The following is a 25,957-nucleotide window of genomic DNA, read 5'->3' on the forward strand; positions in this document are numbered from 1 at the left end:
CCCGCACGCCACGTTGGTCGCCCCGAGGATCGTCCGGCCCGAGCACCCCGCGGGTCGTGTGGACAGCGCGATCAACGGCGAGGCTCTCGGTAGCACACGTCCACAGCGGGCACCCGGCACCGCCCGGGCCCGCCCCGACCCACCCTGGAGGCCACTGTGGCGAACCGACTCGCCGACTCCGCGAGCCCGTACCTGCAGCAACACGCCGAGAACCCCGTCGACTGGTTCGAGTGGGGGGACGACGCCTTCGCCCGGGCCCGCGAGGAGGACAAGCCGGTCTTCCTCTCGGTCGGGTACGCCGCGTGCCACTGGTGCCACGTGATGGCGCACGAATCCTTCGAGGACGCCGAGATCGCCCAGGCGCTGAACGACCGGTTCGTGAGCATTAAGGTCGACCGCGAGGAGCGTCCTGACGTCGATGCGGTCTACATGGACGCAGTGCAGGCGATGACCGGCCACGGCGGCTGGCCGATGAGCGTGTTCTTGACGCCCGACGGACGACCGTTCTTCGCGGGCACCTACTGGCCGAAGGCCGAGCGTCACGGGATGCCGTCCTTCCCGCGCGTCCTCGACGCCGCCCACGAGGCCTGGACGAACCAGCGGGACCAGGTCGAGGAGAGCGCCGGGCGCGTCACCGACCATCTGCAGTCACTGCAGCACCTCGAGCCCACCGAGGACACGATCGACGCGGGCCTCTCGGCACAAGCCGCCCAGCAGGCCGCCCAGGCGTGGGACGAGCGCCACGGGGGCTTCGGGAGCGCCCCCAAGTTCCCCCACGCGATGACCGTGGACTTCCTGCTCGCACACCACGTGCGCGCCGGCGGCGACACGTCCCTGCGAGTGGCCACGCACACGCTCGACGCGATGGCCCGCGGCGGCATCCACGACCAGGTGGGGGGAGGCTTCGCGCGCTACGCGGTCGACGCGCAGTGGATCGTGCCCCACTTCGAGAAGATGCTCTACGACAACGCGCTGCTGCTGCGCGCCTACACCCACGCGTGGCAGGTGACCGGCGCCCCTCGCTACGCGCGGGTCGTCCGCGAGACCGCGGCGTTCCTGCTCACCGAGCTCCGCCACCCCGAGGGGGCCTTCTACAGCTCGCTGGACGCCGACAGCCCCGGGCACGCGACCCACGAGGGCGGCGAGGGCGCCTTCTACGTGTGGACCGAGGACGAGTTCCGTGACGTCGTCGCCGAGGCCGGCGCGGATCCCGACCGCTGGTCGGCGTACTTCGGCGTCTCCCGCGAGGGCAACTTCGAGGGGGGCACCACGGTGCTCCGCGAGCTGGTGGACCCGGCGGCGGGGCAGCCCGACGACCCCGCGGGGGACCCCGCCCACGAGGATGCGCGGGAGGTGGTGCGCGGCGCGCTCGCCGCCCGGCGTGCGGCACGACCACGCCCGGGACGCGACGAGAAGGTCCTCGCGTCGTGGAACGGCCTCGTGATCGGCGCGCTCGCCGACGCGGGAGCGGCGCTCGACGAGCCGGCCTGGGTCACCGCCGCGCGCGACGCCGCGACGTTCCTCGCCGAGCGACTGGTGGTGGACGGACGGCTCCGGCATTCCTGGAAGCAGGGTCACGAGCCGATCCCCCAGACCTTCGCCGAGGACGTAGCGTGCGTGGCCCAGGGCGTCCTGCGCCTCTACGAGGCGGATCACGACCCGCGCTGGGTCGGCTGGGCCGAGGAGCTCGTCGCCGACGCCGTCGACCGGTTCGCCGACCGGGACACGTCGGGCGCCTACCACCTCACCCCCAACGACGGCGAACCGCTCGTCACGCGGCCGAAGGAGCTCTGGGACAACGCCGTGCCGGCCCCCGCGAGCGCGCTCGCGGACGCCGGGCTGCGCCTCGCCGCGCTCACCGGCGACCCCGTCCATGCCGAACGCGGGGAAGCAACGCTGCAACTCTTCGCCGGCCGCGCGGCGCAAGTCCCGACGGGGTACGGCGAGCTGCTGACCGCGGTGGAGCGCCGCCTCGGCGGTCCGCAGGAGGTGGCCATCGTGGGCACCGCGGACGAGGCCAACACTGTCGAGCTACGGGCCCGCTACCGGGCGCGGTGGCGCCCGGGCAGCGTCCTCGCCCTCGGGGAACCCGACGACGCCGGCAAGGTCGTCCCCCTCCTCGCCGGGCGTCCTCGCATCGACGGCACGCCGACGGCGTACGTCTGCCGCAACTTCGCCTGCGAGGCCCCCACGACCGACCCCTCGGAACTCAGCCGCCAACTCGGCGACGATGCGCCCACCGCGTATCCCGAGGACCGCTGACCCCGGGTCGTGCGTGTGCGGCCCGACCAGGTGGTGGCCTGGATCGGTGGCTCGAGGCTGGGGACGCCAACGGCCGAGTCGCATCATCGTCGCGCTAGCCTGCACGACGGTATGACGGCCTCCGATCTCCTCACGGGACTCGACCCCGAACAGCGCGCGGCGGCCTCGGCCGTTGCCGGTCCCGTCTGCATTCTCGCGGGGGCCGGGACCGGCAAGACCCGGACCATCACCCACCGGGTCGCCCACCAGATCGCGTCCGGGGTCGCGCACGCCGATCAGGTCCTGGCCGTCACCTTCACGGACCGCGCTGCGGGCGAGCTCCGCGAGCGGATCGCCGCGCTCGGGGTGGGGCGGGTGCGCGCAGCGACGTTTCACGCCGCCGCGTGGGCCCAACTGCGGCACTTCTGGCGCGAGTGGCGGAACGAACCCCTCCCCGAGGTGCTCGACCAGCCACTGCGGCTGCTCATCCCGCTGGGGCAACGGGCGGGCCTGCTCGGGCGAGACCTCGCCGCCGAGATCTCGTGGGCGAAGGCCCGGACGCTGGACCCGGCCGGCTACGCCGAGTCGGGGCGGTCCGCGCCCGTGGAGCCGGAGACGGTCGCCGAACTCTACGAGGCCTACGAGCGACAGAAGCGTGAGCAGGGTCTGATCGACTACGACGACATGCTCACACTCTGCACACGACTTCTCACCGAACGTCGCGACATCGCGGCGCAGGTGCGGGACCGATACCAGTTCTTCACCGTCGACGAGGTGCAGGACACCAACCCGGCACAGTGGGACCTGCTCTCCGCGTGGCTCGGGGATCGGGACGACTTGTGCGTCGTCGGTGACGACGACCAGTCGATCTACTCCTTCACCGGCGCGACACCGAGGTATCTCACGGGGTTCACGGAGCGCTTCCCCCATGCGCAGGTCGTCCGGCTGGAGCGGAACTATCGGTCCACCCCGCAGGTGCTCACGACCGCCGGCCGAGTGCTGGGCGCGCAGGGGAAGACCCTGCGGCCAACGCTCGGGGACGGACCCGACCCGACGCTGCTGCCGGCCGACGACGCCGACGAGGAGCTCGCGCTGCTCGTCCGCCGAATCGAGCGGCTGCGGGAGGAGGGGGTCCCGCCGGCCGAGATCGCGGTCGCGTACCGCATCAACAGCCAATCGCAGACGATCGAGGAGGCACTGCGTCGGGCGGGGATCGCCTACACCGTCCGAGGTGACGTCGGCTTCTTCGCCCGCCGGGAGATCCGCCAGGCGGTGGCGGCGCTCGCCGAGGAGCAGGGGCGGGTCGGGTCCGTCCGCGAGGATCCCCCACCTCCGGTGGAGGCGCGCCCCGCCGGCGGTCCGCGACCGGACCGGTTCGTCGAGCGGGTCCTCGGCCGACGCATGGGATGGCACCCGAAGCGGGCACCCGAGGGCGAGACCGCGCTGGAGCGATGGCGCAACCTGTCGGCGCTCGCGGCGTTGGCGACCCGTCGCACTGCCGAGGAGCCAACGTTGTCGGTCGACCGGCTCGTCGCCGAGCTCGAGCAGCGGGTACGCGAGGGGGACGGGGCCCCCGAGCCGGCCGAGGTCGAGGCCGTCACCCTGCTCACCCTCCACAAGGCAAAGGGGCTCGAGTTCGAGGCCGTCCATCTCGTCGCGGTCGAGGAGGGGCTCATCCCCATCAGCCATGCGCGCGATGATCCCGATCAGGTCGAGGAGGAGCGCCGCCTGCTCTACGTCGGGTGCACCCGGGCCCGTCGCTACCTCTCCCTCTCGTGGGCGCAACAGCGGGAGGGCCCCAAAGGGAAACCGAGTCGCCGACGCCCCTCGCGGTTCCTCGACCCTCTGCTCGACACCCGAACGCGGTCCGCCCCGGACGCCCGTGAGCCGCGGCCGCGGACCGCCCGAAGCGACGAGGGCCGACGACCGCACGAGCGGGGCCCGGCCGATGGCGACGACGAGGCGCTGGTGGGCGCGCTGCGCGAGTGGCGCCGGACACGGGCTCACGAGGACGGAGTGCCGGCCTACGTCGTCTGCACCGATGCGACGCTGCGCGAGGTGGCTGCACGACGGCCCCGCACGTCCGCCGAGCTGGCGACAGTGACCGGTCTCGGCCCGAAACGCGTCGCGCGCTACGGGGACGACCTGCTCGCGCTCGTGCAGCGGCGGTGACCCGGTGCGATAGCGTTGCGGCTCCGGCGCGGAGAACGGGAGGAGGCTGGCTCAGCGTGTCCGACGCGCTCTTTACCGACTTCTACGAGCTCACCATGATGGCGGGCTACCACGCGGCCGGCCGAGCGGACGAACCCGCCGTGTTCGACCTGTTCTTCCGCCACAACCCCGAGGGTGTGGATCTCGTTGTCTGCGCGGGACTCGAACCGGTGCTCGAATCGCTCGAGGGATTGTCGTTCACGAGGGACGAGATCGACTATCTCGCGTCGCTCGACCGGTTCGACCCGGCATTCCTCGAATGGCTCGCCGAGTTGGAGTTCACCGGGGACGTGTGGGCAATCCCCGAGGGCGAGATCGTCTTCGGCGACGAACCCCTGGTGCGGGTCGAAGGACCGCTCGCGCAGGCCCAACTCGTCGAGACGTTGCTGATCAACCGCATCGCGTACTCCTCGCTGATCGCGAGCAACGCACTGCAGGTGACACGGGCCGCCCGGGGCAAGCCGGTCCTGGAGTTCGGGGCTCGCCGCGCCCACGGTCCCGACGGCGCGATCACCGCGACCCGCGCAGCGATGATCGGTGGGTGCGCCTCCACCAGCAACGTCGAGGCCGCCCGCCGGTTCGGTCTGCCCCTGTCGGGCACACAGGCCCATTCGTGGGTCATGGCGTGGGAGTCCGAGGCCGAGGCCTTCCGTGCGTACGCCCGCGTGTTCCCGGAGGACTGCATCCTCCTGCTCGACACGTACGACACGTTGCACGTGGGGCTGCCGCACGCGCTGGAAGTGGCCGACGAGCTCGCCGCCGACGGCCACGAACTCGGCGGGGTGCGGCTCGACTCGGGGGACCTCGACTCGCTGTCGCGAGAGGTCCGGGCCCGCCTCGACGCGGCGGGGCACACCCAGGCACGCATCGTCGTCTCGGGGGACCTCGATGCCCCGCGGATCGAGGACCTCGAACGGGCCGACGCGCCGATCGACGCGTACGGCGTCGGCACGGCGCTCGTGACCGCCCGCCAGGATCCCGCGTTCAGCGGCGTGTACAAGCTCGCCGAGGTGGACGGCAATCCCGTCCTCAAGGTGTCGAGCACCCCCGAGAAGGCCACGAATCCCGGCCGCAAGCAGGTGTGGCGCGGAGCGGACGGGGACGTGATCGGGTTGGCGGACGAGGGGCTCGAGGGCCGCGAGATGCTCGAGCTGGCCATGCGCGACGGGCGACGGACGCGGCCCGCCCGGTCGGTGGCCGAGGCGGCCGAACGGTGCCGCGAGAGCGTCACTCGCGTCGGTGAGCACCCCGGGCAACCGCGCCGGACCGAGCGGCTGCAGGCACTGCGCGACCGGCTCACCGATGAGCTGGCGGTACCCACCAGCCCCTCCACCTGACCCGCGGAGCCCTTTCACGCCGCCCTGCTGACGAGAAAGCCCCCGGGGTTCGAACCCGGGGGCATCGTCGTTCGCGTGGACCCGCGGTCACGCGGGCCGACGTGCCGCGGTTAGAGGTCGTCGTCGTCCTCGCCGTCGTCCTCGTCGAGGTCGTCGTCCATGTCGTCGTCCTCGTCGAGGTCCTCGTCGAGGTCGTCGTCCATCTCGTCGTCCATGCCGTCATCGGGCTCTTCGTCGAGCGCGTCGTCACCGGCATCGTCCTCGATGGCGTCGTCCTCACAAGCAACCACGCCAAGGGCGAGGAGGCCGGCGAGGATCGCTGCCAGAAGGTTCTTCCGCATGGTTCGCACCTCTCATGTTCGGGGTCAACGGCCGCCCGCGGCGGCGCAGTGAGAGCCTCACCGCCACACGGCCCTCGAAGACGTGCCCCCACGGCCGATGACCCCCGCCCCATCGGGCACGTCCCGATCGGACAGGGTCCCTCGGGTTTCGTCGAGGCAATAGGACGTCCTGCGGTGCTTTGCGTGTGGTTCGCCCGGTTCCGAGTCGCTCGGGACAGGTGAACTCAAACGGGATCGGCGGACGGATCCGGCGACCGGGTCCGGCGGACCCTGAGGCCCGCGGTCCCCCGCTCGGGTCGAACGAGCCGGGCCCGTTCGAGCTGCGCGAGATCGGCCCGGGCGGTGGCTCGGTCGACGCCAGCGGCCTCCGCGTACTCCACGACGGTGATGACCTCTCCGAGCGCCGCGAGCGCGTCAACCGCGCGCGCCGGGGGGGCCGGCGGAGGCCTCCCCTGCGCCGTGTCCGCGGCATGCTCCAGGGCGCGAACGGTCACCTCGGCGTCCCACTCGACCCATCGGGTCAGGTCCCCGCGCCGACGGATCGTGGCCGCGACCTCGCGGGCGTACGCGAGGGGATCGGCGACCCAATCGAGCTCGGGCACCGCGAGCCCCGCAGTGTCCAGCCGACGACGGACCAATCGGGCCGCCACGCGGGCCACCCGACCGTTCGCCGCCTCGAACGGCTGCCATTCGAGCAGCCGTTCGTGGACCACGCCGGCGACGACGAGCGCCGGCTCGTCGTCAGCCCCCGCCCTGAGCCAGTGCCCCAGGGCGGCGAGCCGGTCAGCGAGTTCGGCGACGGGGGCTCCGCGGTAAACGACCTGACCGTGGGCACCGTCGTGGACGTCCTGCTCGCTCGTCCGCGGACGCCCGACCACCGCAGGATCGACCAAGCCGTCGGTCAGCCGACCGTGGATCTCGGCGAGCACGTCGAGCGGGTCCCGCGCGAACCGCTGGACGAGGACGGACTCCTGGTCCCAGACGGCCAGCAGGTTCGCGTACTCGATGGCGGCGATGTCCTGGGTGGGCATCCCCTCGAGGCGCAACGCCCGGCTCCAGCTTCCCCGGGGCTCGCGAGCGCCGCTCTCCTCCGACTTCGTCCGCGCGACGGCGCCGCCCGCGTCCACCTCGTCCGCGGTCGCCTCCGTGAGCGGACTCGCGTCGAGGCGCGCGGAGGCGCGCGCCTGCTCCCGCCGGGCGATCGCGGCGAGGCGATCACGCCCATCGGTCGGCGCGGCGACCAGCCGTGCCGAGGCCTCCTCTGCACGGGCGATCAGCTGCACCAGGCGCTCGGTGTGGCGCAGGGATGCGATCGACGACACCAGCGCGCCTATCGCTTCCGCATCCGCCGCGGTTGGGCGAGCAGCGCGGCGGCCCGGCGACGTCCGTGCCACCGCCCGAGCCCGTAGCCGCCGACGCCGGCGACCGCGCCGAGACCGGTCGACAGCGACCACCGCATCACACGCTTCTGCTGGCGGTTGAACTCGATGACCGGCCACCCGCGTCGGTGGGCGACGGCCATCATCGGCCGATCGGGGTTGACCGCCACGGGATTGCCCACGAGCTGCATCATCGGCAGATCGCTGGCGGAGTCGGAGTACGCGTAGCAGCTCGTCGGTTCGTAGCCCCGCTCCGCCATGAGCTTGCGCATGACCTCGGCCTTGCCCTCGCCGTAGCAGAAGGGCGCGGCGAGGTTCCCCGTGTACACCCCGTCGACGATCTCGCTCTGCGTGCCCAGGCCACCGGTCAGCTCGAGCGCGCTCGCGAGCTCCTCGACGATCTCGACCGGGCTGGCCGACACGATCCAGACGTCGCGGTCGGCCTCGGCGTGCATGTCGAGCAGCGCCTGCGCCTCCGGCCGGATCCGGGGGAGGATCTCCTCGACCACCTGCGGGCAGAGGCGACGGAACGACTCGGCCTCGTGACCCGCGACGCTCGCCAGGATGCGGTCGCGCAACTTCTCGCTCTTCTCGTCGCTCGCGCCGAACAGCCGGAACACGAGGCCGCTCACACCGTCGGCGAGTAACCGTGGGAGCGGCAACAGCCCCTCGCGATAGGCAGCCTTGCCGAAGTAGTAGGCACTCGAGCCCGACATGAGCGTCCGGTCGAGGTCGAAGAACGCGGCGGCCTTGGTCATCGGGGGGGCTCCTCCTCGGAGGGGTCGTCGCGATGGCCGTCCTCGAGCGCCTCACTGGCCTCGGGTGCGTCCTCGCGCTCGACCCGCACCACCTCGACATCGACCACGTCGTTCGTGTCATGCGGGCGGGCACGGCCGCCCCGTGGCGACGACTGCGCACCACGCAGGCCCGTCGCGCCGGCCACGAACAGACTGCTGCGTGCACGCACGAGCCGGCGGAGACCCGCCCGGGTGGGCGGGAACAGGAGCGCGAGGCCGAGCGCGTCGGTGATGAAGCCGGGGGTCACGAGGAAGGCCCCACCCAGCAGCAAGAGGGCCCCGTCGACGACCTCCGCCGCGGGGACCCGTCCTTCCTGCAGGCTCCGCGTGAAGCGCTGCCAGGCTTTGAGGCCCTCGCGCCTGACCAGCAGGGCGCCGAGCACCGAGACCGCGAGCAGCAGGCCGACGGTGGGCCACGGCCCGACGAGCTGACCGACCTGGATGATGACCAGCAACTCCAGGATCGGTCCGACGACGAAGACGAGGAAGAGGATCGCGCGCACGGTGGCTCCCGTCGATGGTAGTCCGACTCGACGATCGGAGGCCCACTCGATTCTAAGAGCCTGCACGTTCCGCGGCCTCGGCCGATGCGGCGACCCGGTCCACCCCTCGGGCCGTGCATCCCACAGGGGCCGGGTCGCCCTGCGCCCGCGGCCTCAGCCCTTCGGCAGGCCGCGCCTCGCGATCTCCTCGTCGAGGGCGGCGTCGCCGATCAAGCGCCCGAGGCGCCGGTTGACGGCGTCGAGCGTCGCCCGCACCGCACTCTCGCGCAGGTCCCCGCGGATCAGCGCGGAACCGATGTGCTGGTCCTGGCCGTCGAGGGTGAGCACGGTCACGGCGATCGAGCAGACCTCGTCCCGCGACCCGCCGGCACCGTCGCGCGACATCCACTCGACGTGCATCCGCACGTCGTCACGGACGACCTCCCGCAATGCTTGCAGTGTGGCCGCGGCCGCGGTGCGGGGTGTGTGATCCCCGGTCGCGAGACCTTCGGCCGCGCCCCGGACCTCCCGTCCTCGGTAGCGCAAGGTCACCTCGACCCGGGTGTCGAGTTCACCGCGTTGGACCTCCAGCCCTGCGAAGACCGGACGTTCGGCAGCAGTGCGCGGGGTGGGCGCGAGGGTGTCGAGGTCGACCCCGCCGACTCGCTCGAGGACCTGGATGACCTCGTCCGTCGTGTCGCTCGCCTCCGCGTCGGGACCGATGACGACCCGCAGCTCGGCAGGACCGCGGGGATCCGGCCACCGCACCATCGCCTCCGCCACGCCGTGCAGCTCCCGGACGGCCCGCTGGAGCTCCGGCAGATCTCCGGTGGTCCGCAGCACCGGTTTCCTTCCCGTCGTCATGCCCCCGCCGTGGTCATGCCCGAGCCGTTCCCGCCATCGGACGTCACGCACGACCTGACCCTGCGTAGCCTAACGCAAACCTTCCGCGAAGGAAAGCTGTGAGTGATCGAGAATTACACAGTGCGGTTGACACCGGCCAGGGCCGAGCCCGGAGTCAGACGCTCTAGCAACGGCGACTACACGGGCGGCAATGGCGCCAGGTCGCGTTGACGCAGGATGGTGAAGGGCTCCACCAACTCCCTGCCGACCGCCGCGCCACGTTCGGCGGCGATCCCGCGCACCCGTGGCTCCGGATCGGTCTCCCCGAGCTGACTCTCGTGACACCGCAACGCGGCCAGCTTCGTCCCGAACGTGTCGGCGATGTCCACGAACTCGACGAGGTCACCGCCCGACTGATCGGCGAACGCGGGGTCTCCGGGACTCGCGAGCCAAACCTCGGACACGTCCCAGGGTTCGAGCCCATCGTCCAGCAGCGAGGTGTCCCACAGGCGCGTGGAGGCCGCGGGGTTGATGCAGTGCAGGACCAGATCACCCACGGCCCGGTGGTCGGGATGGTTGATCCGGCCGGTGTCGGTCCAGCGCACCAGCGGATTGAGCGTGAGGACGACCTCGGGCTGGTGCTGGCGGATGACGCTCGCCACGTACCGACGGGCACCGACGTCGGGCTCCAGGTAGCCATCCGGCCACCCGCCGAACTGCACCCCCGCCACCCCCAGCCGTGCGCACGCGGCCCGCTGTTCCGCCTCGCGGATCGCCGCGAGCCGGCCACGGGACATCCCCGGGTCCTGGGAGCCGCTGGCCCCGTCGGTCATCACCAGGTAGCGGACCTCGGTGCCGTCGGCGACCCAGCGGCCGATCGTGCCCGCTGCCCCGAACTCCGCGTCGTCGGGATGCGCCACGACCACGAGGGCACGACGAAAGGGTCGCTCCGGCTCCCAGATCCGCACGGGTGCTCCTTCGAACGGTTCGTTCGACGCTCGCGGGACCGACCCGGCGCTCGGTACCCTGCGGTCATGCCGACCACCTCGACCCCGCCCACCACGCTGACCGCGGCCGCGCCGACACTACCGGTCGAGGCCCCGGACGCGGACGTCGAGGAGCACACGGATCTGGATCAGCCGTGGAACGTGATCGTGTGGAACGATCCGGTGACCCTGATGTCCTACGTGGTCTACGTACTGCGCAAGCTGTTCGGCTATGACGAGGCGACCGCGACCCAGCTGATGCTACAGGTGCACCACGAGGGCAAGGCCGTGGTCGCGAGCGAGCCACGCGAGAAGGCCGAGCACTACGTCTCGCGGCTGCACGCCCACGGGTTGCACGCGACGCTGTCGCGAGCCTAGTTCTGACACCGAACGAGACTCGGGGGCCGAGATGGTCGAACGGCGCATCGCGCCCGGCAACGACGGCGGTCTGCGGGTCCGCCTGCCACCCCGCGAGTACGAACTGCTCGCCACCCTGCCGGAGCGATTGCATGCCCTCCTCGGCGACGCGGGCGATCCCGGCGGTGTCCGTGCCCGGCTCTTCCCCCCGGCCTACCCGGACGACGAGGAGGCCGAGGCGGAGTATCGCCAGTTGATCGGGGAGCCCCTTGCCGAGGAGAAGCGCGTCGTGATCGAAGCGTTCGCCGGCACGCTCGAACGCGCCAGCGAGCGCGGCGACGCGCTGGAGCTCCGCTTGGACGGCGACGAGGCCGAGTCGTGGCTCTCTGCCCTGAACGACACGCGGCTCGCGCTCGCGACCCTCGTGGGAATCGAGTCCGAGGAGCAGTGGGAGCAAGGACCGGGCGATGACCCGTCGTTGATCGCGCTCCACTACTTGGGCCTCCTGCAGGAGGAGCTCCTCGACGTCCTCGGCGGGCGCCTGCTCGACGAGTGATCGGGCTCCGCCCGGGGGCCACGGCACGGCAGCGGCGCCGGGAAGATACCGTTCGGTAACATCAGGGACATGCGAACCCGTTTGCGCGCCGCCGAGCGACGCCGCCAGCTCATCACGATCGCGAGCCGACTGTTCTCCGAGCACGGTTACCACGGTTTGTCGATGGAGCAACTCGCGGAAGCCGCCGGGGTCAGCAAGCCGGTCCTCTACCAGCACTTCCCGTCCAAGCGTGAGCTCTACCTCGCGCTCGTGGGCGAGGCCGTCCAGGAGATGGAGAAGCAGGTCCGCTCCGCGTTGGAGGGCACCACGGACAACCGGGCCCGGGTCGAGGGTGCGATCGCCGCCTACTTCGACTTCGTCGAGGACCCGAGGTTCCGGCTCGTGTTCGCGACCGCGGAACTCGGCGACGACGCGGTGCGCCGCGAGGTGGACGGTGCGATCCATCGGGTGGCCGATCAGATCGCGGCGCTGATCGCCGAGGACGCGGAGCTGCACGAGGACGCCGCACGCTTCCTCGCCAACGCGGTGCGCGGTTTGGCCGCCGAAGGGGCCCGCTGGTGGATCGAGCAGAGCAGCATCACCAAGGAGGAGGCCGTGCGGATCCTCGCGCGACTGGCCTGGCGCGGCCTCGGCTCGTTCGGGACTCCACCACCGGGGTCGGGTACGGAGGACGCGCCGGGCGAGCAGCCCCCCTCGCGCTCCTGACGGCGCCCGCACCCCCTAGCCCCCGCGCCGGGCGACCTGCTGCAGCAGCGGGGGCAGCGCTCTCGGGGGCGGCGCTCCGGCCTCGAGCACCGCGGTGTGAAACGCGGTGTCGCTGTACGGCCATGTCGCCCGGAGCTCGCCGAGCAGCCGTCCCCCGATCGCGTAGACCGACCGGCGAGCAGGATCGAGACGTGCCCGGCGAACCGTGGCGCGGGCTCGAGGGGGATCGACGTGTGCGCGCTCGACGAGCAGCCGTTCGGCACGGTCGGCATCCCAGCCCCGGGTGTGCAGTCCGAGGTCGACCAGTGCCTCCGCGATCCCCCAGCAGTCCATGACCTCGCGGGCCAGGCGCATCTTGGGGTTCCCCACGCCGCGACGCACGATGGTCCGCTCCGCGTAGAGCGCCCACCCTTCGACCAGCACGGGATTCCGCAGCACGCGCCGCACGCGGCGTTCGTGGGCGCGCAGGTAGGCGACGTGCAGGTGGTGGCCGGGGTAGACCTCGTGCAACGCGGCGGCCCGCAGTGCGTGCACGTCTCCCGCGCCGAGGACGGTGCCGGCCTCGGGATCGTCCGGTACCGCGACCTCCAGAATCGACGCGTGCGTGGGATCGAGCGGCGGGGGCGGCCGCAGGCGGGCAAGGCCGCCTCCCGTCGCGGCCACCGCCTCGATGCGCAGCGGATGGGCGGCGGGCGGAGGGAAGGTCCCGCCTTCCGCCACCTCCTCGACGACCTCGCTCACGAGGTTCGCCGCGACCCCCAGCAGCTCGTCGCGCGGGGGGCGGTCGTGCGTGAGGGCCGCGAGAGCACGGTCGACGACGCCCCGCCCGGCCCTGGCCGAGCCATCCAGGTCCGTGGCCCGCCTCTCGGCGTCGGCTCCGGCCGCGGACAGCGCGGCGTCGGCGTGCTCTGAGAGGTCGTGGGCGTCGACCTCGACCCCCAGGGCCGCGCGCGCCGCGCACTGCCAGCCGTCCTCTCCTGCGCGCCAGGGCCCGGTCGCGGGCGTCTGTTCGAGCCAGCCAGCCCAGGCGTGCAGGGCCCTGGCGGCCCGGTCGGCGGCCTCCGCGGCGGAGGGCCCGGCCCCGGCCTTCTCGATGAGCCGCGTGACGCGGTCGACCCGCGCGAGTGCGGCATCGCGATGGGGCTCCGAAACGGCCTCGAGGTTCGTCCGCGCCTGCGCCAGCAGCCGTGGGATCCCGTCGAGGCGCGCGGCCAGCGCGTGACCGGGCGTGGCGTCGGGGCGTTGCAGGCCTCCCACCGCCCCCGCGACGACGTCGAGGTAGAGGCGAGGATCACGAAGGTGCAGCTGGGCGACAGCGAGTTCGTGGCGCAGCCCCGCCAGTTCGTCGGCCAGCAGCGCGGCGTCCGCCCGGTCCCCCGGGTGGGTTGGGACGGACTCAGGACCCGGGTGGGTGGGGACGGACTCAGGACCAGGGTGGGTGGGGACGGACTCAGGACCAGGGTGGGTGGGGACGGACTCAGGACCAGGGTGGGTGGGGACGGACTCAGGACCAGGGTGGGTGGGGACGGAGTCAGGATCCTGGTGGGTGGCAGTGTCGGCACCCACGGCGTCGGACAACTGCCGGTCGAGGCGTTCGACGTCGCGCAGGCGAGTCGCGACGGCCTCGGGCCCCCAGTCGTCGATCGCGTGATCGGCGGAGGTGTCGCCGAGCTCGGTGGCGCGCACCGGCGCGTGGACGCGATAGTGCTCCAGCAGGCCTTCGAGGACCGCGTCCAGCCTGTCGGCGAGCGGGCCTGCTCGACGTTCCACGCCGTCCCCTCGGTCGCGTGTGCTCTGGCCCCCGCGAAGCGCCCCCGATCGCCGTGTGCGGCGATCGACGACGACCGCGCGGGCCACCCCCAGGCGACTGCTACCCTGGAGAGACGCGGGTTACCCTTGCCGCGCCGCGCCCGGCCGCGCCGTACTCGATCGCGCGCCGTCCGCGCCCTACTCGTCCGGGCTCCGGCCGTGACGGCGCTGGCCGTTCATTTCCCGCCCACCGATCCTGTGAGAGTCCGCCTTGACCACCATCCAGACCAGCGGCGCATCGTTCGCCGACCTCGGCGTCGACCAGCCCATCGTCGATGCGCTCGCCCGCGAGGGCATCACCGCACCGTTCCCCATCCAGGAGCAGACGCTGCCGCTCGCCCTGTCGGGTGCCGACGTGATCGGACAGGCGCGGACCGGGACGGGGAAGACGCTCGCCTTCGGCATCCCGCTCCTGCAACGCATCGACCCTGAGGCCCGCACCCCCAGGGCGCTCGTCGTCGTGCCGACCCGGGAGCTGTGCCTGCAGGTCTACGAGGACCTCGCGCGCGCGGGGGCGGGCCGCGGCATCACCCCGGTGGCCATCTTCGGGGGTCGCGCGATCGAACCGCAGGCGCAGGCGCTGCGTGACGGTGCCCAGGTCGTTGTCGGGACCCCGGGCCGTCTGTTGGACCTCATGTCCCGGGGTGCGCTCACATTGCGCGATGTGCGAGGGCTCGTCCTCGACGAGGCCGACGAGATGCTCGACATGGGTTTCCTGCCCGATGTCGAGCAGCTCGTGCAGGCGTGTCCGACCGACCGGCAGACGTTGTTGTTCAGCGCGACGATGCCCTCCGAGGTCGTCGGATTGGCGCGCCGCTACATGTCCAAGCCGACGTTCATGCGCGCGGACGTCGAGGAGGCACAGGTCGCGCCCGCGACCGATCAGTACTTCCTGTCCTGTCACCGTCTCGACAAGCCGGCGGTCCTGGCACGGATCCTCGACGCGCCCGGCCGGGGCCTCGCCCTCGTGTTCACCCGCACCAAGCGCATGGCCGACACGCTGGTCGACGAACTGGCGCAGCACGGCAAGCAGGCCGAGGCGATCCATTCCAATCTCCGCCAGGAGGCACGGGAGCGGACGCTGCAGAAGTTCCGGGACGGGAAGATCGACGTGCTGTGCGCGACCGAGGTCGCGGCTCGCGGCCTCGACATCCCCGAGGTCACGCACGTCGTCAACTACGACTGCCCCGACGACGAGAAGATGTATCTGCATCGGATCGGGCGCACGGGACGGGCAGGCGCGGCGGGGGTCGCGGTCACGCTCGCGGTGTGGAACGAACTCGCCCGGGTCGAGGTCATCAAGAAGGCCTTGGGGGTGGACACCCCGACGCACGAGGTCTTCTCGACGTCTCCGGAGCTCGAGGCGTTGTTCGACCTGCCCCCGCGGCAGCAATCGACGCGTTCCCGTGGCAGCGGTGGCAAGCGGGCGGCCGAGCCGGACACGCAGCGCCGTGACGGCGGTGGCAAACGCGACGAGAGCGATGACAAAAGGGCCTCCGAGCGGCCGGGCGGGGCCGAGGAGCGGAATGGGCGCCGGGGCAAGAGGCGCGGCGGCCGAGGTCGCCAGGGCGGCGGGGAGCGCCGTGGGGGCGAGCGCGACAGCCGCACCGACGGGCAGCCAGCCGGTCCGAAGGGGAGCGCCGACTCCGGTGCCGAGCGCACGCGGGCGCCGTCCGAATCCGGCACGGGCGAACGGCCGGCTGCGGCGGCAGGACGTGAACCCGACGCCACCGACGAGACCCCGGCCCGAACCCGTGTACGGCGACGGGAGGTCCCCGGCCCCGACACTGGACGCGAGGCCACGTCCACCGACCGCTCCCGGGAGCGGGAAGCGCCTGCACCGGTGGACGACGTGGCGGCGACGCCGAGCCGCGAGTCGGCTCGCGAGGACGTGCACGTCGACGAGGGCGGCGTGCGTCGACGGGTGCGGCGCCGGGAGGCGCCCGGCGACGGCAGCGCGAGCACCGCGAGCGCGCCAGCGGCCCGCCAGCAGCGTCGCCGGTCCGAGACCCGCTCGAAGGCTGGGGATCGGGACGAGTCGGCCGGGCAGGCCGGTGTCTCGGCGCGGTCCGGCTCCGCCGGGGGCGACGGCTCCGCGAAGTCCGACCAGGAGCGATCCGACCAGCAGCGATCCGACCAGGAGAGGTCCGACCAGGGGCGCTCCGAGCAGGAGCGGTCCCGGGGACGGGGCGGCTCGAACCGCAGTCGTCGGGGTGGTCGCGGCCGCGGCTCCGGAGGCGGCAACGCTCGACAGGGCGAGCGAGAGCGGACGTCCGGCGGCGGTCGCGAGGCGGTCGATTCGGCGCCTGCCACACGGGACACGGCCAGCGCACGTGGCGACGGGCGCCCCGGCCTGTCGCGCCCCATGACGATCAACCATCTCCCCTGAGTCGTCGGCCACTCGGAGTCGACGCTGGTCGCTACCGGGTAACCGATCACCACTCAGCCACGGAGGTGCACACGCCCGCCAGGTCAGCGTCGCCGTCCCCTCGCGCCGCGACGCACACCTCGGCCGAGCTGGCTCCCGGCTGTCGGTGTTCACCCAGAGCGATGGTCTCGAGCCCGACGGTCACGGGCCTGGTGGCATCGGCGGGCACCGTAACCGTGGGCGCGTCGTCCGGCCGCGGCCACCAGCGAGCCCGCCCGGCCACGACCCCCACATCGGCCGGATCGGGGAGTGCGAACTCGACGTCCTCGCCGTCGGTGGCACCGGGCGGTCCCTCGTCGGGCGACAGGGAGAGCTCGATGGTGCCGTCCCCGTCGTCGACCCCGGCGAGCCGCACAGGCGCTCGGTCCCCGGGCACCGGCTCCACCGGGTCGGTGCCCAGCAGGTCACCGACCCAACGCCGCTCTTCGATCGGTTCGGTGGCGCGCTCGGTGGCGTCACCGCAGACCAACGAGAGGGGCGCGTCGCTCTTGCGAAAGTGCGCCCAGGACTCCTGACCGGCCACGCTCGGGTCGCCTCCGACGAACGGATCGCCCGGCTCGGCAGCCTCGAAGCAGACGATGCCCTCCGCGATCGTTGACGGCAGGGGCCCACCCACCGCCACGCTCGAGTCAGCAGGTGCCAGCGCGACCGGCGTTCTCGGCGGCTCGGCGTAAACGACCTCTCCCCGCTCGTACGGCAGGTCGAACGGGCGAGCGATGAGCGTCACCCCGTCGGTCGTGGTGGGCATCCGGTCGTCATCGGGCAACGCGATGAGCACCGGTTGCGACCCCCGGTTGGTCACCACGGCGTGCACCTCGGCGGACGCCCCCCGCGCCGGGAGGACCGGTTCGAACGCCACCTCGAGCTCGTCATGCACGTCCGCCTCACCGGCGACCACCCGTAGGTGGCGCCCGTCCGGCAAGTGCACCTCGTCCGTCGGGACTCGCCGGTCATCGGTCTCGAGGATCTCGACGACCTCGTCGTCATCGCACGACGCCAGGGCCAGCAGGCCGATCAGCAGTCCGACCATCCGCTTCCGTCCCATCGCTCCCCCACCCGTCGACTGCCGAATGGGACGTGCCAAGACGCGCAGCCGTTCCACGGCGTTCGCGATGTGACACCCAATGGATTCCAAGGGCGACGGGACCCGCCCCGCATACCACCGCCGCTCAGGCGTTCGTGGTGCCGGCCGCCTCCCACCACGCGGGGTCGATGACGAGCCCAGCCAGGCGGGCGGCGAGGATCCGGTAGGCGGCCGCGCCCGGCACCCGATCGTCGTAGCGCAGGATCGACACGCCCTCGTGCGGAGCCTCCGCGAACCGCACGCTCTTGCGCACCGGTGGCGCCAGCAACTCCAGGCCGTATCGCTGTTGGACGTCGGCGAGCACGGCGCGCCCGTGGCGGGTGCGGCCGTCGTACATCGTGGCGACGAAGCCGGCGATGCCCAGATCGGGGTTGGTCAGTTTCCGGACGTCGGCGATGGTCTCGAGCAGTTGTCCCACGCCACGGTGGGAGAGGGTCTCGCACTGGATCGGGATCACGACGTGGTCCGCCGCGGTCAACGCGCTCACGGTGAGCACGCCGAGGGACGGGGGGCAATCGATCACGATGGCGTCGTAGCTGACCGCGACCCCCGCCAGCTCACCCTTCAAGAGGAACTCCCGACCGGTGCGCTGCAAAAGGGCCACTTCGCCGCCGGCCAGATCGATGCTGGAAGGGGCGAGATCCGTCTCGGGATGTTGCCGGATCGACTGTGCGAGGGGGGTGTCACCCGCGAGGACGTCGTGCAGCGTCGGCTGCAACCCGTCCGGGTCGTAACCGAGGCCGAACGTGAGACACGCCTGCGGGTCCGCATCGACGGTGAGGACCGCCAACCCGCGCTCGGTCAATGCCGCGGCGACGGTGAGCGCGGTGGTCGACTTCGCCACGCCGCCCTTCTGGTTCGCGACCGCGTAGACCGTCGCCATCGCTGCCCCGCTCCTCGTGCCCCTCCGGGATCGTGTCGCTCGACCACCCGAGCCTACCGGCCGCGCTCATCCCCTCCCCGTGAAGATCCCGCCGATCCACCGAACCTGCGGATTAAGCCGGGGTCGACGGCGCCGACCTGGCCGGTATGAGCCAATCAACCGCGTCCACGCCCCGGGGTGCGGGGGCCACGACCGGGCCGTACCCGGACCTCGAGGCCCTCGCCGACACGCTGTGGTCCGAGCGCCACGTCGTCGAGTACCTACTGTTCAAGCTCGTCACCGCCAAGCTGCTGCTCGCCGCGCAGGAGCGACGGTTCGTCGCGACGGCGCTGGACGAGGTCGAGCGGATCATCGAGACACTGCGCAGCGCCGAGGTTCAGCGTGGCTCCGCTCTCGAGGCGGTCGCCGCCGACTGGGGCACCGACGCCGAGGAGCTCACCCTCGCCGAGCTCGCCGCACGCGCGCCGGCCCCGATGGACGCGGTGTTCCGCGATCACCAGGAGGCGTTCGCCCGGCTCGCGAGCGAGATCGAGGAGACCGCCAACACGAATCGGCAGCTCGCGAGCGCCGCCCTGGGTGAGGTCCGCGCCACGATCGCCGCGCTCGCCGGCCCGACCGGGGCCAGCACCTACACCGCCGCCGGCCGGCACCACTCGGACTCGGTGGCGGGGCCCGTCCGCCTCGACGAGGTGCTCTGACATGTCGTTCAACGGGCTCCACACCGCGCTCTCGGGGATCCGGGCGGGACAGAACGGCCTGGACACCGCCTCCAACAACATCTCGAACGCCAACACCGACGGCTACACCCGCCAGCGCGTCGAGCTCAGCCAGACCTCGACGATCCAGCGGCGGGGGGTCAACGTCGGGCAGGGCGTGCAGGTCGACGGTATCCACCGTCTGCGCGAGGACTTCCTCGACACACGAGCCCGCGCGACCGGCGCCGAGTTCTCCCACCAGGACACCCGGGCTTCGCTGCTGCAGCGGACCGAGGAGCTGTTCGCCGAGCCCGACCACGGCCTCAGCGAGACCATGGGCGAGCTCTGGGACGCGTTCGAGGACCTGGGCAACGAACCCGACGACCTCGCCACCCGGGAGCAAGTCGTCGGCGCCCTCGAGACCCTTGCGGGACGCTTCAACGGGATCGCGCAGGGACTCGACCAGCTCGAGAGCGACACGCACGTGCGGCTCGACGGCGCGGTGGACGATGCCAACGAACTGCTCGGCCGGCTCGACGAGCTGAACGACGAGATCAGCGCCGCCGGCGGCCGCCAGGTCAACGCGTTGCGGGACGAGCGCGACCTCGTCCTCGACGATCTGTCGAACCTCGTCGGGGTCGACGTGCAGGTGGCCGAAGAGAACGAGGACGTCGTCGAGGTGTCCATCGGCGTCGGGGGCCAGACCCTCGTCGACATCGAGGGTGTCCAGGGCGAGCTGGCCCTCGTCGACGACGAGGTCTCCGACGGCCAGTTCCTCGCGGCGGTCGACCCCGACAACCCGCCCGACGAGATCGGCGAGGGCGACGCGCTGACGGGCATCCGGGGCGAGATCCCCTCCCTCATCGGCTTCCTCTCCGAGCCCGGCCCCGGGGAGCGGGGTCTGGGCGACTTCCGCGAGCAGCTCGACGACTTCGCCGACGATTTCATGACGATGCTGAACGCCCAGCACAACGCGCCGGTCGAGGGCAACGACGACATCATCCACACCGACCTGTTGACCGGAGGGGAGGACGGCGCGGGCTCGTTGCGCGTCGACGAGGATCTCGATCCCGACCACCTCATCGCCGGCGAGACCACCGATCCGCTCGACGGCCGCAACGCCGAGGCGCTCGCCGACCTGCGGGAGACGCCCATGAACGACGTCGACGTCGACGACGATCTGCCCGAGGGGCCAGCCGAGGAGGTGTACCGGAACATCGCGATCGCGCTCGGCCGAGAGACCCGCTCGGCGACCGAGGACGCCGACACCAGGGAGGGCCTGTACTCCAGCGCGGAGGTCGCACGATCGCAGGCCCACGACGTCTCGATCGACGAGGAGATGGTCGGTCTCATGCAGTTCCAGCGCGCGCTCGAGGCGTCCTCGCGAGCGATGACCAGCGTCGACGAGGCGCTCGACACCCTGATCAACCGCACCGGCCTGGTGGGACGCTAGGCCGCTGCCCGATCCCGGCCCACCATCCCCACCACATCTCCGACGAGGAGCAACGATGCGCGTCACGAGCGAGATGGTCGTCAACCAGTCGGTCCAGCGACTGTCGAACCGCATCAGCGAGTACGAGCAGGTGCAGTCGCGGTTGGCGACCGGCAAGGACGTGCAGAAGCCGTCCGACGACCCGGCCCGTGCGAACCGCGGTCTCTCGTTGCGCGCCTCCGAGAAGTCGCGCGTCCAGGAGGCGCGCAACGCCGAGGACGCGATGAGCTGGCTCAACGTCACCGACAGCCAGCTGCAGAACACGATGGACAAGGTCCAGCGCGCCCGTGAGCTCACCGTGCAGGGCGCCAACCAGTCGGGCCAACAGTCGCGCGACGCGATCGCCGCCGAGATCGAGTCCCTGCGCGACGAGCTCGTCGAGATCGGCAACGAGAAACTGCGCGGCAAGCACCTCTTCGGCGGCTACACCGAGGGACCCGCGGTCGAGCGAGCAGACGCGGAGGACGAGGACTACGCGTTCCGCGGCAACGACGACGACGGGAACCCGCACGAGATCACCCGCCGCGTCGGGGAGGGCGAGCGGGTCCGGATCAACGTGACCGCCCAGGAAGCCTTCGGGAACGAGGACGACAACCTGTTCGCCGACCTCGATCGGTTGGTCGAGAGGCTGCGCGGCGACGGCGACGTCGGCGCCTCACTCTCCGATCTGGACCGGGCGCAAGAGCGGATCTCGAGCGCGCTCGCGAGCACCGGCGCACGCACCAACCGGGTGGAGTCGGCACTGGACCGCTCCGACGACATGCTCTTCCACATTCGCGACGAGCTCTCGCAGGTGGAGGACACCGACTACGCCGAGGCCGTCATGGAGCTGCAGCTGCAGGACATGGGCCTGCAATCGACCCTGCAGGCCCTGGGTCGCGCGCTCCCGCCCTCGCTGGCGGGCTTCCTCCGCTGAAGCCCGGGAGGGGATCTTCCGGCGGTCTCCCCGGGGCACCGCTCGGTGACCGGATAGGCTGTGTGGACGCGCCGAGCGTGCTGCGGCACACCGGAGTCGACCAGGAGACGCGAGTGACGGTGGCGACCGATCCCGACACGACCGAACTGCACCTGGACGAGGGCCTGCTCGGCTTCAGGGATGCCCGCCGGTTCCGCTTGGTCGATCTCGACCGGGCCGGCACGTTCCAGGTGCTCGAGAGCCTGGATCGCGAGGATCTCTCGATCGTGGTGTGCGCACCCTGGGTCTTCTTCCCGGAGTACGTCGCGGACATCGGCGAGGACGAGGAGCGGTGGCTGGAGCTCTCCGATCCGAGCGAAGCGGTCCTGCTCACCCCGGTGGTCATCGACACCGACCAGAAGTCGTTCCACCTGAACCTCCTCGGCCCGATCGTCTTCAACGCACGCACGCGGCGGGGCAAGCAGGTGGTGCTCGCCGAGTCCGGTCATCCGGCGCGGGCCACCGTCTCCCTCGACCGAGCCCTCGACGACGTCGAAGGGTCGAGCTGATGCTCGTGCTCACCCGCCGCGCCGGCGAATCGATCGTGATCGACGGTCACATCACGGTGACGGTCCTCGAGGCTCGGGGCGATCAGATCCGTATCGGGGTCGAGGCCCCGCGGGACGTCGCGATCCACCGCGAGGAGGTGTACCGCGCCGTCGAGGAGGAGAACACGGCCGCGGCGGCGAGTGCGGCCCGCGCCCAGGCGCTGCTGGGATCGAAGCCCCCCGACCTCTCGAACGACCGCGACACCTCGTAGCGCGGACCGGTCACGGAACGCCGTCCGCCCCTCAGGCACCCTCGTCGAACCTCACGGGATCGGGCGACCAGGTGCCGGGACCCGTCGCGCCGTAGCTGCTCCAGTCCCCCGCTGCTCCACTGCGCCTCGAGCCCACCGCCGGCGCCTCGGCCAGGGGAGCCTCGAGCTGCTTCCGGTGCTCCTGCACGAGGACGGCGGTCTCCTCGCGGACCGCGACGAGCCGTTCCACGGTCGCGCGCATGTCGCGGTGCACCGCCAGGAGCGGGGCGCGCCATTCGGACGGCACTTCCCCGGCGAGGCTGCGCAAGGCGAGATCCTGGCCCGCGGGGAATCCGAGGCGGCGGGCCACGCTCTCGGCGACGGAGGCGCGCAGCACGCCCACGGTGCCGAGCTCCTCCTCGGAGGAGACCAGCTCCTCGGCAGCGGGCTCCACGAACCTGGCCTCCCCGGCCAGGACGATCAACCGCAGCACGACCGCCCGGTGCAATGCCCGATCCGCACACTCGTGTTCGCGCACGGCGAGACGGACGAGCTCGTCGAGCTCGTCTCCAAGGTCGGGCACCGCGGCCTGGACGTGATGGCGCACATCGGGTCCGTCGGCTCCGGCGATGCCCGGTCAAGTCACCGGGCGGCCCGGCCCACAGCGATGGCCCCGTGCGCGCGCCAGGCGCGCTCGAGGACTACCCCTCCTAGTTATTCGGGACCAAACCGACCTGTTTCGGTCAAGTCCTCGTCCCCGTCGTACGAGATAGACCGCGACAGGAGCCGAACAACGCCCGATCCCACCACCCTCTTCTGAGCGGAGCACTGCAATGGCCATTGCCGGGAGGACCCATACGCCGCAGCGCACGCGCCGCAGGAACGGACTCGGGGAGGGCCCCCCTCGGGATGGCGCCTCCGGCCCGGCGAGGCCGGAGGATCTCCCGTTGAGCGAGGACGACGAGCGCTGCGCGAACGAGCGCGTCGAGTCCCACCTCTACCTGGTCCAGCACGTGGTCAACCAACTGGCTTCGCGGTACCCGCGGCACATTGACCGCTCCGAGCTGTGGAGCGCCGGCGCCTCGGGCCTCGTCGACGCGTCCCGCCGCTACGACCCGGAAACCGGGGTCCCGTTCGCCCGCTACGCGACGATCCGCATCCGGGGTGCCATCATCGACTCGACGCGGACCCGCGACTGGGCGACCCGCAGCCTTCGTCGGGACATGCGCACCCTCAGCGAGGAGCGCGCGTCCTTCGAGCAGGCTCACGGCCGCGCGCCGACCACGGAGGAGCTCGCTCAGCGGGTGGGGATGACCGTCGATGAGATCGCCGGACGGGAGAGCGCCGCAGCGACCGCCAACCTCCTGCACCTCGACCAACCGCTGGCGAACGACGAGGGCGACGAGGCGACCTTCGGCGAACGCATCCCCGAGCGGGACGATCAGCTGCTGCCCGACGCGTCCCTGGAGCACCAGGAGCTGCTCGGCACGGTCCGCACCGCCATCCGCTTCCTCCCCGAGATCCAGCGCGAGGTGGTCGAGCGCTACTTCTTCGGTGGCGAGTTGCTCCGCGACATCGCCGACTCGCTCGGCGTGACCGAGGCGCGGGTCAGTCAGATCCGCTCGGAGGCGCTGAACGCGGTGCGCGCCTACTTCGCCGAGCACTTCGATGCGGTGCCGAACGTGCCCGCGGGCGCACCCGGAAGTCGCCAGCGCGCGCACTACGTGGAGCGGGTCGCCGACGGCTCGGATTGGCGCTCGCGCCTGACCGAGGGCTCGCCACGCGACGACGCTGCGCAAGCCGAACAGGATCGCACTGCCGCGGACGCGATCGCCCGCGGTTAGTGCCCTCGCCCACGATCGATCACCACCAGGGCGGGACGCCGTCCGGGTTCCCGACGCTTGACCGCGCTCGTGATCTGCCGACGAGTGCCGGAAGGGTGGGCAGCTCACGGAGGCTCCTGTGACAGGCGACGACACGTCCGACCAGCAGGCACCGAACGACGTGCCCGACGACGCACCCGAGGACGCCTCGGCCGCGCGCGGCGACGACCCGCCGGACGCTCCCGAGAACCCGTCGGCGCCGATCGGCGACGGAGACGCGCCGCGGGGCGAGCCGCTTGATCCCAGCGTGCCGGTCCATCTCGACCGCATCGGGGCGGTCGTGCGAACCCCGGACGGGGAGCCGGCAGCCACCTTCGTGGCCGGCCTCTCCGACGCGGCCCGCCAGCGGCTCGAGCGGACCGGTGCCCACCACCTCGTCGAAGACCTCGAGGACGCGCAGGACGTCGCCCTGGCGGTCGTGTCGACCCGCGTCCCGCGCGGTGAGCTCCGGCCGCTGCTCGCGGCGCTGCGTGAGGTCACCTCCTGCCCGATCGTGGCGCTGGTGCACACGAGCGGGGAGTCGCTGGCGGTCGAGATCCTGCGAGCCGGCGGCATCGGGGTCGTCGCCGAGGGCAACGAGGCCGCCATCGCGCGGTTTCTCACCGACCGGCCCCACGACCAGAGCATGGTCGAGACCTACGACGAGCAGGTCGGCGGCGGGACGCGGGACGCGCAACGCGGCCGCGACGCGCTCACGGGGCTACCGGGTCGGTCGGTGTTCGAGCAACGGGTCGACGATCTCGTCGCCTCGGGGGAGGTCCCCCGTGTGGCCTACCTGCGAGTCCAACACCTCGACGAGGTCGGGCGACGGATCTCCACCGAAGCGCACAACCTGGTGCGCCGGCGCCTCGCGGTGCACTTCCAGCAGCTGTGCCGCCCACTCGAGGTGGACCTCTACGCGGTCTCACCGACGGAGTTCGCGATCATCGGCCTCGACCTGTCCCCCAACCGCTGCGAGCACCTCGGGCGCACGCTCGCGCGGGTGACCGAGACCTACGCGCCGACGGGCAGCCGGCCCCTCGCGGCGGCCATGGGGCACGCGGGACCCGAGACGTCCACCGAGCTCGCACCGATTCAGGAGGTCGCGAAGCGAGCCCTGGAGGTCGCCGTCACCGATCGCCACAGCACCGTGGTCAGCGCGGAGCAGCTCGCGCTCGGCGTGTCGTCGACCACCGAGCTGGAGGCCGCACAGCGCGCGGTCGCGCGGGTCGAACAGCACGACCCCTACCCGGTCGGACACGGGCAGCGGGTCGCCGATCTCGCGGGCGAGATCGCCTGGCAGGCCGGTTTCGAGGGGCAGGCACGAACCCGGGTCATGCTCGCCGCCCTGCTGCACGATGTCGGCAAGGTCACCCTGCCGGAATCCTGCATCGTCGGGCCGGACGGGCTCGACCTCGAGCATCTGGAGGCCTATCGCACCCACCCGCAGCGGGGCGCCGCGTACCTGCGGGTCTCGGCCGGCAACGAGGTGGCCGACGCGGTGGCGGCCCACCACGAGCGGTGGGACGGCGGCGGCTTCCCGCAGGGACTCGCGGGGGAGCAGATCCCGATGGCCGCTCGCATCATCCGCCTGGCCGACGCCGTCGAGCAGCTCCGTCACGGTGTCGGGGGCAAGGAGCCGCTCGCACCCCGTGACCTGCTGGAGGAGCTCGACGCCCGCTCCGGGGCCGAACTCGATCCGGAGCTCGCGCGCAGCGCCCGCCCCGTCGTCGACAAGATGCTCACCACCGGCCGCTGACCCGACGCGCCGACGG

General features: G+C 72.0%; 24 protein-coding genes. 14 read left to right on the forward strand and 10 right to left on the reverse strand.

All coding sequences use genetic code 11. The annotated features are described in order from the left end of the window. The first annotated feature begins 156 nt into the window (after positions 1 to 156). From ER308_RS04730 to pncB, 3 genes are all read left to right on the forward strand, one after another. Positions 157 to 2,262 carry a thioredoxin domain-containing protein gene (locus ER308_RS04730; RefSeq protein ID WP_131153913.1) on the forward strand — a complete coding sequence of 702 codons (2,106 nt, stop codon included), beginning with the start codon at positions 157 to 159 and terminating at the stop codon, positions 2,260 to 2,262. Between the two features lie 111 nt (positions 2,263 to 2,373). Further along, the gene (locus ER308_RS04735) at positions 2,374 to 4,413 is read left to right on the forward strand and encodes an ATP-dependent helicase (RefSeq protein WP_131153914.1); all 2,040 of its coding nucleotides are present in this window, start codon (positions 2,374 to 2,376) and stop codon (positions 4,411 to 4,413) included. Positions 4,414 to 4,469: 56 nt separating this feature from the next. After that, the gene (gene pncB / locus ER308_RS04740) at positions 4,470 to 5,789 is read left to right on the forward strand and encodes a nicotinate phosphoribosyltransferase (protein ID WP_205745905.1); all 1,320 of its coding nucleotides are present in this window, start codon (positions 4,470 to 4,472) and stop codon (positions 5,787 to 5,789) included. A 110-nt stretch (positions 5,790 to 5,899) separates the two neighbouring features. Here the strand turns inward: pncB and ER308_RS04745 are convergent, their stop codons facing one another. The 6 genes from ER308_RS04745 to ER308_RS04770 form a co-directional block, all read right to left on the reverse strand. After that, a complete protein-coding gene (locus tag ER308_RS04745; RefSeq protein WP_131153915.1) occupies positions 5,900 to 6,130 on the reverse strand; it encodes a DNA primase in 231 nt (76 codons plus the stop codon). Positions 6,131 to 6,354: 224 nt separating this feature from the next. Continuing rightward, positions 6,355 to 7,452, reverse strand: coding sequence for a Fic family protein (locus tag ER308_RS04750; protein WP_131153916.1), 1,098 nt, complete (start codon positions 7,450 to 7,452; stop codon positions 6,355 to 6,357). 8 nt (positions 7,453 to 7,460) lie between these two features. Further along, positions 7,461 to 8,267, reverse strand: coding sequence for an HAD family hydrolase (locus tag ER308_RS04755; protein ID WP_131153917.1), 807 nt, complete (start codon positions 8,265 to 8,267; stop codon positions 7,461 to 7,463). Further along, complete coding sequence (locus tag ER308_RS04760) at positions 8,264 to 8,809, reverse strand: FxsA family protein (protein ID WP_165491824.1); 546 nt, start codon at positions 8,807 to 8,809, stop codon at positions 8,264 to 8,266. Before ER308_RS04760 ends, ER308_RS04755 begins: the two co-directional genes overlap by 4 nt. A gap of 153 nt (positions 8,810 to 8,962) precedes the next feature. After that, entirely contained in the window at positions 8,963 to 9,631 is a 669-nt protein-coding gene (locus tag ER308_RS04765; protein WP_131153919.1) for a hypothetical protein, read from the reverse strand. Positions 9,632 to 9,828: 197 nt separating this feature from the next. Then, on the reverse strand, positions 9,829 to 10,599 hold the full coding sequence (locus ER308_RS04770) for a PIG-L deacetylase family protein (RefSeq protein WP_131153920.1): 771 nt from the start codon (positions 10,597 to 10,599) through the stop codon (positions 9,829 to 9,831). Between the two features lie 66 nt (positions 10,600 to 10,665). On the opposite strand from ER308_RS04770, the gene clpS reads away from it, so the two are divergent. From clpS to ER308_RS04785, 3 genes are all read left to right on the forward strand, one after another. Further along, the gene (gene clpS / locus ER308_RS04775) at positions 10,666 to 10,995 is read left to right on the forward strand and encodes an ATP-dependent Clp protease adapter ClpS (protein WP_131153921.1); all 330 of its coding nucleotides are present in this window, start codon (positions 10,666 to 10,668) and stop codon (positions 10,993 to 10,995) included. 31 nt (positions 10,996 to 11,026) lie between these two features. Further along, positions 11,027 to 11,530, forward strand: a complete 504-nt coding sequence (locus tag ER308_RS04780; protein WP_131153922.1) for a DUF2017 family protein — start codon at positions 11,027 to 11,029, stop codon at positions 11,528 to 11,530. A 69-nt stretch (positions 11,531 to 11,599) separates the two neighbouring features. Further along, positions 11,600 to 12,235: a TetR/AcrR family transcriptional regulator gene (locus ER308_RS04785; RefSeq protein WP_131153923.1), complete on the forward strand. Its 636-nt coding sequence runs from the start codon at positions 11,600 to 11,602 to the stop codon at positions 12,233 to 12,235. A gap of 15 nt (positions 12,236 to 12,250) precedes the next feature. On the opposite strand, the gene ER308_RS04790 is transcribed toward ER308_RS04785, so the two are convergent. After that, positions 12,251 to 14,005, reverse strand: coding sequence for a DUF885 family protein (locus ER308_RS04790; RefSeq protein WP_131153924.1), 1,755 nt, complete (start codon positions 14,003 to 14,005; stop codon positions 12,251 to 12,253). Between the two features lie 250 nt (positions 14,006 to 14,255). On the opposite strand from ER308_RS04790, the gene ER308_RS21990 reads away from it, so the two are divergent. Next, positions 14,256 to 16,433, forward strand: a complete 2,178-nt coding sequence (locus ER308_RS21990) for a DEAD/DEAH box helicase (protein ID WP_205745906.1) — start codon at positions 14,256 to 14,258, stop codon at positions 16,431 to 16,433. Positions 16,434 to 16,479: 46 nt separating this feature from the next. Here ER308_RS21990 and ER308_RS04800 read toward each other — a convergent pair whose 3' ends face one another. Together ER308_RS04800 and ER308_RS04805 are read right to left on the reverse strand one after the other, a co-directional pair. Beyond that, a complete protein-coding gene (locus ER308_RS04800) occupies positions 16,480 to 17,517 on the reverse strand; it encodes a hypothetical protein (protein WP_131153925.1) in 1,038 nt (345 codons plus the stop codon). Between the two features lie 124 nt (positions 17,518 to 17,641). After that, positions 17,642 to 18,439 carry a ParA family protein gene (locus ER308_RS04805; protein WP_131153926.1) on the reverse strand — a complete coding sequence of 266 codons (798 nt, stop codon included), beginning with the start codon at positions 18,437 to 18,439 and terminating at the stop codon, positions 17,642 to 17,644. A gap of 146 nt (positions 18,440 to 18,585) precedes the next feature. Here ER308_RS04805 and ER308_RS04810 point away from each other — a divergent pair, with 146 nt between their 5' ends. The 5 genes from ER308_RS04810 (at position 18,586) to csrA (ending at position 22,341) form a co-directional block, all read left to right on the forward strand. After that, a complete protein-coding gene (locus ER308_RS04810; protein WP_131153927.1) occupies positions 18,586 to 19,137 on the forward strand; it encodes a flagellar protein FlgN in 552 nt (183 codons plus the stop codon). A 1-nt stretch (position 19,138) separates the two neighbouring features. Further along, positions 19,139 to 20,587 (forward strand): flagellar hook-associated protein FlgK, encoded by a 1,449-nt coding sequence (gene flgK / locus ER308_RS04815; protein ID WP_131153928.1) that lies wholly within the window; start codon positions 19,139 to 19,141, stop codon positions 20,585 to 20,587. A gap of 55 nt (positions 20,588 to 20,642) precedes the next feature. Beyond that, positions 20,643 to 21,542, forward strand: coding sequence for a flagellar hook-associated protein FlgL (flgL, locus tag ER308_RS04820; protein ID WP_131153929.1), 900 nt, complete (start codon positions 20,643 to 20,645; stop codon positions 21,540 to 21,542). A 113-nt stretch (positions 21,543 to 21,655) separates the two neighbouring features. Then, positions 21,656 to 22,090, forward strand: coding sequence for a flagellar assembly protein FliW (gene fliW, locus ER308_RS04825; RefSeq protein WP_165491825.1), 435 nt, complete (start codon positions 21,656 to 21,658; stop codon positions 22,088 to 22,090). Beyond that, positions 22,090 to 22,341, forward strand: a complete 252-nt coding sequence (gene csrA / locus ER308_RS04830) for a carbon storage regulator CsrA (protein ID WP_131153931.1) — start codon at positions 22,090 to 22,092, stop codon at positions 22,339 to 22,341. The genes fliW and csrA overlap by 1 nt, the downstream gene beginning before the upstream one ends. A 31-nt stretch (positions 22,342 to 22,372) precedes the next feature. Here csrA and ER308_RS04835 read toward each other — a convergent pair whose 3' ends face one another. Then, a complete protein-coding gene (locus tag ER308_RS04835; RefSeq protein ID WP_131153932.1) occupies positions 22,373 to 22,927 on the reverse strand; it encodes a hypothetical protein in 555 nt (184 codons plus the stop codon). Positions 22,928 to 23,267: 340 nt separating this feature from the next. Here ER308_RS04835 and ER308_RS04840 point away from each other — a divergent pair, with 340 nt between their 5' ends. Together ER308_RS04840 and ER308_RS04845 are read left to right on the forward strand one after the other, a co-directional pair. Continuing rightward, complete coding sequence (locus ER308_RS04840) at positions 23,268 to 24,164, forward strand: sigma-70 family RNA polymerase sigma factor (protein ID WP_165491826.1); 897 nt, start codon at positions 23,268 to 23,270, stop codon at positions 24,162 to 24,164. Between the two features lie 118 nt (positions 24,165 to 24,282). Beyond that, positions 24,283 to 25,941, forward strand: coding sequence for an HD-GYP domain-containing protein (locus tag ER308_RS04845; protein WP_131153934.1), 1,659 nt, complete (start codon positions 24,283 to 24,285; stop codon positions 25,939 to 25,941). Positions 25,942 to 25,957: the final 16 nt, after the last annotated feature.

It is taken from the genome of Egibacter rhizosphaerae (genome assembly GCF_004322855.1).
Classification (GTDB): Bacteria; Actinomycetota; Nitriliruptoria; order Euzebyales; family Egibacteraceae; genus Egibacter; species Egibacter rhizosphaerae.

Excerpts from the sequence above, each read along its gene's own strand:
- ER308_RS04735 (WP_131153914.1), top strand. The coding sequence starts at position 2,374 with ATGACGGCCTCCGATCTCCTCACGGGACTCGACCCCGAACAGCGCGCG.
- ER308_RS04745 (WP_131153915.1), bottom strand. The coding sequence starts at position 6,130 with ATGCGGAAGAACCTTCTGGCAGCGATCCTCGCCGGCCTCCTCGCCCTT.
- ER308_RS04755 (WP_131153917.1), bottom strand. The coding sequence starts at position 8,267 with ATGACCAAGGCCGCCGCGTTCTTCGACCTCGACCGGACGCTCATGTCG.
- clpS (WP_131153921.1), top strand. The coding sequence starts at position 10,666 with ATGCCGACCACCTCGACCCCGCCCACCACGCTGACCGCGGCCGCGCCG.
- ER308_RS04780 (WP_131153922.1), top strand. The coding sequence starts at position 11,027 with ATGGTCGAACGGCGCATCGCGCCCGGCAACGACGGCGGTCTGCGGGTC.
- ER308_RS04785 (WP_131153923.1), top strand. The coding sequence starts at position 11,600 with ATGCGAACCCGTTTGCGCGCCGCCGAGCGACGCCGCCAGCTCATCACG.
- ER308_RS04800 (WP_131153925.1), bottom strand. The coding sequence starts at position 17,517 with ATGGGACGGAAGCGGATGGTCGGACTGCTGATCGGCCTGCTGGCCCTG.
- ER308_RS04805 (WP_131153926.1), bottom strand. The coding sequence starts at position 18,439 with ATGGCGACGGTCTACGCGGTCGCGAACCAGAAGGGCGGCGTGGCGAAG.
- ER308_RS04810 (WP_131153927.1), top strand. The coding sequence starts at position 18,586 with ATGAGCCAATCAACCGCGTCCACGCCCCGGGGTGCGGGGGCCACGACC.
- flgK (WP_131153928.1), top strand. The coding sequence starts at position 19,139 with ATGTCGTTCAACGGGCTCCACACCGCGCTCTCGGGGATCCGGGCGGGA.
- flgL (WP_131153929.1), top strand. The coding sequence starts at position 20,643 with ATGCGCGTCACGAGCGAGATGGTCGTCAACCAGTCGGTCCAGCGACTG.
- csrA (WP_131153931.1), top strand. The coding sequence starts at position 22,090 with ATGCTCGTGCTCACCCGCCGCGCCGGCGAATCGATCGTGATCGACGGT.